This window comes from Bifidobacterium sp. wkB344, assembly GCF_003688305.1.
Taxonomy (GTDB): Bacteria; Actinomycetota; Actinomycetes; order Actinomycetales; family Bifidobacteriaceae; genus Bombiscardovia; species Bombiscardovia mizhiensis.
Genome location: NZ_NPOQ01000008.1, coordinates 171,296 through 182,395 on the forward strand (window position 1 = coordinate 171,296; position 11,100 = coordinate 182,395).

Consider the following 11,100-nt stretch of genomic DNA (forward strand, 5'->3'; position numbering starts at 1 on the left):
AGGAAGCTCCGATGAGAGCACTGAAGAAGGTAGCAGTACTGATCTGCGCGACTGCCATGGCGGGTTCGCTGGCGGCGTGCGGTGGAAGCAACAGCAGTTCAGGCGGGTCTAAAGACGGCAAGCCGTCAGGAGAGATCTCCTTCCAGACCTGGAACCTGAAGAACGACAAGTACACGCCGTACTTCAAAAACCTTATTTCGGCCTACGAGAAGTCGCATCCCGGCACCACCATCAAGTGGATCGACCAGCCCTCGGACAACTATGAGCAGAAGCTTTCCGCCGACGCAGCAGCCAATTCCCTGCCCGACATCATCGATGCCGGTCCCTCCCTGATGTACGGTCTGGCCAAGGCCGGGGCCCTGATGAACATCAGCAAGGAAGCTCCCAAGGCCCAAAACAACTATTACAAGAACGCCTGGGATGCGGTGACCTTCAAGGGCAAGGACATCGAGGAGGGTGCCTACGGCTTCCCCTGGTACGTCAACGATGGACCCACCTATTACAACACCGAGCTCATGCAGAAGTGCGGGCTGGATCCCAATAAGCTGCCGGTGACCTGGGATGACTACTTCTCCCAGGCGGACACCATGGTCAAGAGCGGCTGCGGGGCCTACATGTCCACCATGCTGGGTGGTGCTGTCGATGACTATGCGTCGGCTGGCATCCCCATTATGAACAAGGACCACACCAAGTACATCTTCAATTCCCCCAAGGCCGTCAAGCACCTGCAGCGCTTCGTTGACCTGTTCAACAAGAAGGGAATTCCGCCGGAGGCCCTGAGCGCACAGTGGTCTCAGCAGGGCGAGTTCTTCCAGAAGGGCTCCATCGTGGCCATGGGTGGCAGCGCCTACTCGGCGGCGGACTTCAAGCAGAACTCTCCTGACCTCTACAAGCATCTGGCCGTGGGTACCAAGATCAGCGATGAGGGCAAGTCCGCCAGCCTGGCCTATGAGATGCTGGCCGTCAACGCCCAGACCAAGAACAAGACGCTCGCCCTGGACTTCGTCCAATATGTGACCAATGCCAAGAACCAGCTGGCATTCGCCAAGAAGTCCAACACCTTCCCCTCCAGCAAGGGCGGTCTTGATGATCCCTACTACGCCAACATCGACACCAGTGATGTTCAAGGCAAGGCGCTGAAGGTCACTCTGAACTCCGTAAAGACCGGGTACTCAAGCCGTCCTGCCGAGTTCACCGATGCCAATGGCAAGGATTACCTGCAGCAGCAGGCCGCTCTGGCTCTGCAAGGCAAGCAGACCGCTAAGGAGTCCTTGGACAAGGCCGTCAAGTACGCCAACGAGAAGCTGCAGTAACTATGAGCCGCGTTGACTCTTCCGCCGTCCGGCCGAAGGCTTCTGCCCTCGGCCGGCCCGGCGGGTCTCAAGCCGGGGGGCAAGGCGGCAAGGGGACCCATTGGACCACGACCCTGGCCCCCTACCTGTTCGTCTTCCCGGCCTTTGCCATCGTCTTCATATTCGTCATCGTTGCCGCGCTGAATACCTGTCGGCTGGCCTTTACCGATTCCACGCTGCTGCGACCGGGCAAGTTCATCGGCATCCAGAACTTCGTAGCGATCGTGCATGACGACTATTTCTGGACCGCGCTGCTCAACTCCACCCTGTACGTGGTCTGCGTGGTCCCCTTTATGGTGATTCTTCCATTGATTCTGGCCAACCTGGTCAAGGGGAACTCCAGGATCATGGGGTTCTTCAGAACCTCCTTCTACACTCCCGTGGTCATGTCGGCCGTGGTGGTGGGAATGATCTGGACCAACCTGCTGGATCCCAAGGGGCTGGTCAACTCGGTTCTGGAGTCCTTGCACATCATCCACAGCCCGATCCCATTCCTCAGTGATCGCTGGCTGATACTGTTCACATCCATGTTCGTCACCATCTGGCTGGGCCTGGGATACTACATGGTCATCTATCTGACCGCCTTGGCCAACATTGACGCCTCCCTGTACGAGGCAGCATCGCTGGATGGGGCAGGCCCGGTAAGGCAATTCCTCTATGTCACCATTCCAGGAGTGAGATCCACCATCGTGCTGATCATGATGCTGTCCACCATCGCGGCCTTCCGCGTGTTCAACGAGATCTACGTGCTCACCAACGGCACGGCTGGTCCCGGCGGCGAGGACATCACCATGTCCATGCTCATCCAGAAGGAGGGCACTGGTATCCAGGCCAGAACTGGCTACGCCAGCGCGCTGTCGCTGATTGTCCTGGTTGTGGTCGGAGCCATGCTGATTCTGCAGCAAATCATCCAGAAGCGGGGGGAGGACTCATGAAAAGCGGTCACTCCAAAGTCACAGTCGGCAAGGTCGTCCAGTACCTTGTGCTCATACTGGTCTTCATCCTGCTGGTGGGGCCCTTCGTCTGGGAGCTGTCGCTCTCCTTCAAGGGCAAGGGCGACAACGTCTATGCGGTTCCGCCCTATATCATTCCGAAGACACCCACCTGGGATAATTACCTATCCGTTTTCAGGCAGGTCCCGGTCTTCCGGTACATGCTGAACACCGTGATTGTCGCCATTCTTTCGATCGGTGGCAACGTCATCTTCTCGACCATGGCCGGATATGCGCTGGGCCGGCTCAAGTGGCGCGGGCGCAATCTGCTCTTCACGATTTTCATGGGCACCATGGTCATCCCTGTCGAGGGCGTGGTCATCTCCCAGTTCCTGATCGTCAGAAGCGTCGGCCTGCAGAACACTCTGTTGGCTGTTGCCCTGCCAGGCATGGTGGGCGCCGTGAACATTCTGCTCATGACCAATGCCTTCAAGAGCATCCCGGACGAGCTTGAGGAGGCGGCCGAGGTGGACGGTGCCAATCTTTGGCAGCGGTTCTACCGGATTTGCGTGCCTCAGGTCAAAGGCACCATGACCGTCGTCGGAATCTTCGCCTTTGTGGGCGCCTGGAATGATTTCCTCTGGCCCCTGATCGTCATCTCCGACGAGTCAAACTACACGCTCACACTAGGCATGAACCGACTCAAGGGCATGTTCATTTCGGATCCCAGATTGATAGCAGCGGGGGCTCTGGTCTCCCTGATACCGATTCTGGTCTTCTTCGCCTGCTTCCAACGCTACTTCTTCCGTGGTCTGGAACAGGGTGGCATCAAGGAATAGCATCATCATGAAATTTGGAGTCAATTACACCCCCTCCCACAACTGGTTCTATTTCTGGCTGCATCCGGATTGGGATGCTGTCGCCAAAGACCTTGACGACATTGCTTCCATTGGGCTGGATCATATCCGCATCTTCCCGCTGTGGACGCTGCTCCAGCCCAACAGGACCTGGATCAACGGCGCCGCCCTGGACGACCTGAGGCATATGGCCGACCTGGCGGATGAGCGAGGGTTGGATGTCTATTCGGATGTGATTCAAGGACACATGTCCAGTTTTGATTTCGTGCCCTCATGGCTGGTCTCATGGCACGAAACCAATATGTTTACGGATCCGGACGCTATTCAGGCGCAGGCCCGTCTGGTCGTTTCGGTTTATGAAGCCTTGGCGGATCTGCCGCATTTCCGTGGTCTGACCATTGGTAACGAATGCAACCAGTTCACCGATCGTGTCCATCCGCGTCGAATGCCCGCCACCTCCAAGGAGGCTGAAGACTGGCTGCTGGAGCTGCTGACCCCCTTGAAGGAGAGGGCGGCCCAGGAAGGCCGTGTGCTCCTGCATTCCGAAAACGATGCGACCTGGTATCAGGACGGCCACGCCTTTCTGCCAAGATATGCGTCCAACATCGGAGACATGACCTGCATTCATTCCTGGGTCTTCAACGGCGCCGCCCAGGAGTCCGGCCCCTTGGCCGAGGAGAGCACGCGGCATGCCGAGTACCTGGTGGAACTGTCGAAGGCCTTTGCCACTCAGCCACACCGGCGGGTTTGGCTGCAGGAGGTCGGTGCCCCGCTCAATGTGATGGACGCGGGGCAGGCTGCTGACTTTTGCAGGACTTCGGTGGAACATGCCCTCGATTGCAGCGATATGTTCGGCATCACCTGGTGGTGTTCGCATGACGTCGACCAGCAATTCGGTGATTTTCCACCCTTTGAGCATCAGTTGGGTCTGTTTGATCAAGAGAAGCGCCTGAAGCCCATAGGCCAGGCTTTCGCCCAGGCGGTGAAGGACTACTCCGGCAAGGAGGGTTCTCAGCCCAGGTCCACGGCTCTTGTCGTGAATGTGGATGAGCATGATGATCCCTTGCTCAGATCTGCCTGTGCGCCCGGCGGGTCCATCTTCAACAAGTGGATGGAACTCAGCCGTCAAGGTGCAAGGCCGACACTGGTCACCTCCCTGCACGCGGCGGATAGCAGCTGGCTGCAGGACAGGGGCATCAGCGAGTGCATCGCCGTCAAGCCTGTCGGCGGAAGCTCCTACAGCGCCGTATCTGACCCATCCCTCCTGCGAGAGAAGTCCTGACCGCTGCATCTCTGGCCTACCATATTTGGCTGTAGCTGCCGTCGGAGACTAGATGTGAACGATAACAAGGTCTTCGATCTTAAGCACGGTCGTCTGCAACCCTATGTGTTGTAAGCCACGGTTTTGTGCGGATGAGGGTCTAAGTTAAGGTTAAAGGCCGATGTTCATATACGCCTAAAGCGTGTGGCAGGCAGTTTTGTTTGATGAGTCGACCGAGCCGGATTACGGGCGTCGACGAGGATGGTTGATATGAGGTGGCGCATGGGCGACGAGTCCGCTGGCGGAGAAACAGAAGCCAGAACGGACTCGTCTGTTCACAAGGAGATGGACGATGCCAGGGTCAGCCTCAAGGACATAGCCAACGAACTGGGGATATCCCAGACCGCAGTCTCCTTCGCTATCAATGACAAGCCCGGAGTCTCCATCCAGACCAAGCGCAGGGTTCGCGAAGCGGCGGCCAGAATGGGTTGGAAACCTGCATATGCCGCTCAGGCCTTGGGCAGTTCCAAGACTATGACAGTGGGTTTCGCCCCGGCCAGATCCATGGATGCCTTCCAGACCGAAGGCTTCATGCTGCATTTCATGGCCGGCATCCATGCCTCCCTGAGCAGGTCGGGCTACGGCCTGCTCTTCCGCCCCTGCGCTACCCTGGATGAGGAGCTGGACACCTATCGGGACTGGGCCAGACGCAAGCGGGTCGATGGGGTGGTGCTGGTGGATCTTCTTTCCGATGATCCCAGGCCTCGGCTCCTGCACAATCTGGGTCTGCCCGCAGTCTTGGCCGGAGGACCTGACTCAGACAACTACCTGCCCTCGCTGTCCATCGACGATTCCCGAACCATGACGACGATCATGGATCATCTGAGTTCGCGCGGGCATGCCCGGATCGCCTACTTGTCGGGGGATAAGAACCTTGACTACAGCCGCGCCCGCGTCTCTTCCTTCAAGGAGTTCGTCCGCAGTAAGAACCTGGGGGAGCCTAAAGTGGAGTTCACGGACTTCACGCCTGACAAGGCCGCTGCCTTCACCCTTCGTCTGTCATCGGGGAAGAATCCATATACCGCTTTTATCTACGAGAACGAGATCATGGCTGCGGCAAGTCTGCGAGCGATGCTGGAAAGCAGGACGACATCCGTGGCAGTGCAAGGGTCCGATGAGAAGACCACTGCTCCCGCGTCGGCCTGCATGGGTCTGCCAGCCATGGTCAGCTTCGAGGACAGCTTCATCTGCCAGAGTACCTACCCCTCCATCACGTCGGTCCATCGTGATGCCGGACTCTACGGCACCAAGGTGGCCAACCTGCTTCTGAAGATCTTCCGAGGGGAGCATGTGGGGGGTAACCGCCGCATCCTTACCCCCAAGCTGGTCATCCGTGAGAGCACGGCGCGTCCGGTGCAATGAGGCCTGTGACAACCTCCGGGAATTCTGTGCCATGGCCCCGCTATCATGGTCGCATGTGAGCGTAAACAGTTACGCCTGTGAAACGTCTGCTGCCATGGCCACCGAGGAGGATGGAATAGTCATGTTCATACCACGTTATTACGAGGATCCAGCCACGCTGCATGTGGGGACCGAGCCCAACCGTGCATACTGCGTGCCAGCCGGCGCCCCCATGGACACGCGTGGTGACCTGCGCAGGCGTTCCGATCGCTACCTGGACCTGGATGGGGACTGGGATTTTCGCTATTATGCCAGCATCGACCAGTTGGATGCCGAGGTCCAATCCGCGGTCGAGGCCAAGGATCCGGTCTTCTTTGAAGCGGACTACAGCCCTGCCAAGGATGCGGGCCGAGGGGTGTACAAGCCCATCCATGTGCCGGGAGTCTGGCAGACACAGGGCTATGACAATCCCCAATACACCAACGTGCGCTATCCTTTCCCCTTTGATCCGCCCAGGGTGCCTGCCGACAATCCCTGCGGCATCTACCTGCGCGCCTTCGACTACGAGCCCGATCCCTCAGCGCCTCGGGCCCTGCTCAATTTCGAAGGAGTGGACTCATGCTTCTATCTCTGGGTCAATGGGGATCTGATCGGCTATAGCCAGGTCTCGCACGCCACCAGCGAATTCGACGTGACCGACCACCTGCAGCGAGGCCGTAACCAGCTGGCCGTTCTGGTGCTCAAGTGGTGCGATGGCAGCTATCTGGAGGACCAGGACAAGTTCCGCATGAGTGGCATCTTCCGCGATGTCTACATCCTGCGTCGGCCCAAGGCACGTCTGCGCGACTGGTTCGTCCACACCGACTTCGATAAGGACATGAGCCATGCCAGTGTGACCCTGGATCTGGACCCGACCGGGGTGTCGGGCCAGGATGATGACGCTTTGGACGTCCAGGCTCTGCTGACCGACCCCGATGGTGTGGAGGTGGCCCGGGCCGAGCTGACGGGTTGCAAGGAGCCTGCACAATTTGCCATGGAGGTTGGCCATCCCCGCCTCTGGAATGCCGAGGATCCTGAACTTTACCGGCTGACCTTGTCGACTAGGGCCACCTCTACCGGCTCCGGCGACTCGGATGAGGTCATCACCGAGTACATCGGCCTGCGTACCATCAGCGTGGACGGCCAGGTGGTCAAGGTCAACGGCAGGCCAATTAAAATCCACGGAGTCAACCGCCATGACGGGGACCCGCGTACCGGCTTCGCCATCGACCAGAAGCAGATCATGCGTGACCTGACCCTGATGAAGGAGCACAACGTCAACGCCATCCGCACCTCCCATTACCCCAACAGCCCTCAGTATTACGCCCTCTACGACCAGCTGGGCTTCTACCTGATCGCCGAGGCCGACCTGGAGGCCCATGGCATCGAGGCCCTCTACCACGGTCCGGACTGGAAGGAACCCGATTACTGGAACGGTCGCATCGCCGACGAGCCGCTCTTTACCAAGGCCATTGTGGACCGGGTCCAGCGCAGCCTGGAGCGGGACAAGAACCATCCCTCCATCCTGATCTGGTCCATGGGCAACGAGAGCGGATACGGCTGCGGCATCGAGGCGGCTCTGGCCTGGACCAAGTCTCGGGACCCCTCCCGTCTGACCCACTACGAGTCGGCCATCCACGGCTCGCCCCGGAAGGATCTGGATTACAGCAATCTGGACATCACCTCGCGAATGTATCCCTCCATCAAGCAAATCGAGGACTACTTCACGCCCGAGGGTCCTCACGGCATCAGCAGCCACGGGGATGACGGAGACGGGGGCCGGAAGCCTTACTTCCTCTGCGAATACTGCCATGCCATGGGACTGGGGCCCGGGGACCTGGAGGACTACTTCCGTGTTATCCAGGCCCATCCGGGGCTCCTGGGCGGCTGCATCTGGGAGTGGGCCGACCACGCCATCGACCAGGGCAGGGACCGCAAGGGCCGTCAAATCTATGCCTACGGGGGAGACCACGGCGAGTACCCCCATGATGCCAACTTCTGCATGGACGGCCTGGTCTACCCCGACCGGCGGCCCCACACCGGCCTCAGGGAGTTCAAGAACGTCTTCCGTCCGGCCCGTCTGGTCGGCTACGATCCCCAGACCCGGCTGCTCACCCTGCATAACTACCTGGACTTCACTTACCTGGATGAATACCTGAGCCTGAAGTGGACCCTTCTGTGTGATGGGGAGCCTGTGGCCTCCGGGACGCCTGAACTGGATCGCGGGACCGGCCTGCACATCGCCCCCCATGCTGAGGGCACCGTTGGCTTGCCCGCCATGGATCCGCCCGAGCACGGCCGCCTGACCCTGCTGGTGGAGTACGCCCTGGCCAAGGCCGATCCAGTGCTTTCACAAGGATATCCGCTGGGCTTCGATCAGCTTGAAGCCGCAGACATGGGGATGCCTGAACGTCCCAACGGCGTGGCCAGAGTCATCAGTGCCGACCCCGGCAGCGGGTCCCGGGGCGCCCACCGTCCGGTGGTCAGGCAAACGGATGCCCGCTTCGACGTGGAGGGGGCCGACTGGCGCTACGTCTTCAACCGCCGCACCGGCATGGTGGAATCCATGAGCATCGACAACCGTTCCCTGCTGGACGCCCCTATGGAGGTCAACCTCTGGCGGGCGCCTACCGACAACGATGCCATCATCAAGAATGAATGGCGCAAGGCCGAATATGACCGGGCTGGCACCAGGGCCCTCTTCTGCCAGCTGCAGACCGATCAGGACAGGGGATTGACCACAATCAAGGCTGAACTGTCCTTGGTGGCACCCTTCATTCAACCCATGGGCAGCATCCTCGCCACCTGGACTCTGAGCGACCAGGGTGGGCTGGACCTCAAGATGGAGCTGCATCGGGATCCCGAGTTTCCCTATCTGCCAAGGTTTGGTCTGCGGCTCTTCCTGCCCAAGAGCCTCCAGCGGGTCACCTACTGCGGCTACGGGCCCTACGAGAGCTACCGGGACATGCACCGTGCCAGCCACTATAGCGTTTTCCATGGCACCGCATCAGGCATGGTCGAGCACTACCTGCGTCCCCAGGAGAACGGCTCCCATTATGGTTGCGATTACGTTCTGGTGGAGGATGACCGCTCCCTGTTGCAGGCGGCGGGGGATGGGCCCATCAGCTTCAACTGCTCCCCCTACACACAGGAGGAGCTGACCGCGAAAGGGCACGACCATGAGCTGGAGGAATGCGGCTCAACCGTGCTCTGCCTGGACTATGCCACAAGCGGCATAGGCTCCAACAGCTGCGGACCTGAGCTGGATCCCGCCTATCGTCTGGATGAAACCGATCTGGTCTTCGGACTGCATTTGCGGGTGCGTTCCAAGTGACTCAGGCTGGCGGGGCCCTTCATCCCCGCCAGCGCAGGTACTGCTGGTAGACCTGCTCGCAGGGGGCTCCCGTCAGCGTGGTCTCGATGTCCACCGGCCAGGCGGGAGGTTCCTCTTCTCCTGTTAGAGCCCAGGCTGCCTGGCGGGCCGCACCGATGGCCACATACTCGTCCGGCCGGGGCAACTGCACATCCATGCCCAGAATTCCTGGGGCATAGGCTCTGACTGCCGGGGACTTGGCGCCGCCGCCGACCAGAAGGATCCTGGAGACTGTGGTGCCCAGTCGTTTCAGCAGTTCCAGACAGTCACGCTGGGAGCAGAGCAGGCCTTCCACGAATGCTCTGGCCAGGTTGGTGCGCGTGGTGTTGGCCAGGGTCAGTCCCTCCAGTCTGGCATGGGCGTCAGGGCGGTTCGGGGTGCGCTCGCCGTCGAAGTAGGGGATCAGGGTGATGCCCTCGGCCCCCGGCGATGACTTCTCCGCCAATTCGGCAAGACCGTCATAATCCGTCCCCAGGGCGGCCAGGCCTGCGTCCAGGATGCGTGAAGCGTTGATGGTGCAGGCCAGAGGGAGCCAGTGGCCGGTGGCATCGGCGAATCCGGTGACCGAGGCGCTCATGTCATAGGCGGGGACCGGGCTGACCGCGGCAGCGACCCCCGAGGTTCCCAGGGAGATGGAGACGTCGCCCACCTGCATGGCCAGGCCCAGGGCCGTCATGGCGTTGTCGCCGCCGCCCGGCGCGATGATGCAGCCGCCGGGCACATCCCTGCCGGCGATGCGGGGGTCGGCCTTGGCTCCGACCTGGTGGGGGCCAAGAACCTTAGGCAGGATGACTTGTTCGGCCATTCCGTCGGGCAGGGCCATGGCCAGCAGGTCACGCCGGTAGCTGTCGGCGGCGGGGTCGTAGTAGCCGGTGCCGGAGGCATCAGAGCGATCAGTGAAGAGATCCTCCAGCCCGGGTTCAGTCTCCGGGTCGGCCGCGGGACCATGGCCGGCGATAACCCAGCTCAGCCAGTCGTGGGGGAGGCATATGGCCGCGATGGCCTTGGCATTATCCGGCTCCACCCGGCTGACCCAGGCCACCTTGGTGATGGTCAGCGAGGCTACGGGAGAGGAACCCACAGCCCGTACCCAGGCTTGCTTGCCCCGCATGGCCAGATCCTGGTCTGAATCCGGGTTCTTGTTTGATTCGTCGTTTTCTGCTTTGGCGGTTTTAGTCTTGCTGGTTTCAGACCTGGCTAGCCGGATGATGAGATCGTCGGCATCAGGAGCCGAACGTGTATCGTTCCAGAGCAGGGCATCCCTGATCACCCGCCCTTGGTGGTCCAGCAATACCATGCCATGCTGCTGGCCGCCCACGCTGATTGCCGAAACATCGTCCAATCCACCCGCCTGGGCGGAAGCTTCCTGAAAAGCCTTCCACCAAGCCATGGGATCCACGCTGGTGCCTGCCGGATGAGGAGCCTTGCCGAAGCGGACCAGCCGACCGGTCCGGGCATCGGTGACCCTCACCTTGCAGGACTGTGTCGAAGTGTCCACTCCCGCCACCAGGATCTCATTCATGTCAGCCTCCTTGCTTGATCGCCTTTCAGCGAGAACGTGCTTGTCTCGATCAATATCATTAATTCATCATACTAATGTGCCTTCACAAATTGCTAAATCCAGGATAATCTGCGGCAAAAACCTACGTAATTACTTGAAATAGTCAAATCAATAAACTTTGTGCTAGTATGTGTGCCGGAAGAGATCCAGCTTGCCGAGGGGGACAAGTCGGAGGCAACCCTTCAACGAAGAAAGGAACCATCATGAACAATTGGAAACGAGCGGTTTGTGCACTGGCCGGGATTGTCATGCTCGCGTCAGTGGGTGCCTGCGGAGGCTCAAGAGGCGCGACTGCGGGGGGGGGGGGGGGGGGGAAGGCAAAAA

Annotated in this window: 7 protein-coding genes; 6 read left to right on the forward strand and 1 reads right to left on the reverse strand. The window is 60.1% G+C overall.

The window, feature by feature from the left end:
- The first annotated feature begins 11 nt into the window (after positions 1–11).
- From CI601_RS01380 to CI601_RS01405, 6 genes are all read left to right on the forward strand, one after another.
- On the forward strand, positions 12–1,313 hold the full coding sequence (locus CI601_RS01380; RefSeq protein WP_024627197.1) for an ABC transporter substrate-binding protein: 1,302 nt from the start codon (positions 12–14) through the stop codon (positions 1,311–1,313).
- A 2-nt stretch (positions 1,314–1,315) separates the two neighbouring features.
- Entirely contained in the window at positions 1,316–2,287 is a 972-nt protein-coding gene (locus tag CI601_RS01385) for a carbohydrate ABC transporter permease (RefSeq protein WP_024627196.1), read from the forward strand.
- Complete coding sequence (locus CI601_RS01390) at positions 2,284–3,123, forward strand: carbohydrate ABC transporter permease (protein WP_024627195.1); 840 nt, start codon at positions 2,284–2,286, stop codon at positions 3,121–3,123. Before CI601_RS01385 ends, CI601_RS01390 begins: the two co-directional genes overlap by 4 nt.
- A 7-nt stretch (positions 3,124–3,130) precedes the next feature.
- Positions 3,131–4,423 (forward strand): glycosyl hydrolase, encoded by a 1,293-nt coding sequence (locus tag CI601_RS01395; RefSeq protein ID WP_121914038.1) that lies wholly within the window; start codon positions 3,131–3,133, stop codon positions 4,421–4,423.
- Positions 4,424–4,747: 324 nt separating this feature from the next.
- Positions 4,748–5,824 carry a LacI family DNA-binding transcriptional regulator gene (locus tag CI601_RS01400; protein WP_121914039.1) on the forward strand — a complete coding sequence of 359 codons (1,077 nt, stop codon included), beginning with the start codon at positions 4,748–4,750 and terminating at the stop codon, positions 5,822–5,824.
- Between the two features lie 55 nt (positions 5,825–5,879).
- The gene (locus CI601_RS01405) at positions 5,880–9,176 is read left to right on the forward strand and encodes a glycoside hydrolase family 2 TIM barrel-domain containing protein (protein WP_395947991.1); all 3,297 of its coding nucleotides are present in this window, start codon (positions 5,880–5,882) and stop codon (positions 9,174–9,176) included.
- Positions 9,177–9,195: 19 nt separating this feature from the next.
- Here CI601_RS01405 and CI601_RS01410 read toward each other — a convergent pair whose 3' ends face one another.
- Positions 9,196–10,737, reverse strand: coding sequence for a xylulokinase (locus CI601_RS01410; RefSeq protein WP_121914041.1), 1,542 nt, complete (start codon positions 10,735–10,737; stop codon positions 9,196–9,198).
- Positions 10,738–11,100: the final 363 nt, after the last annotated feature.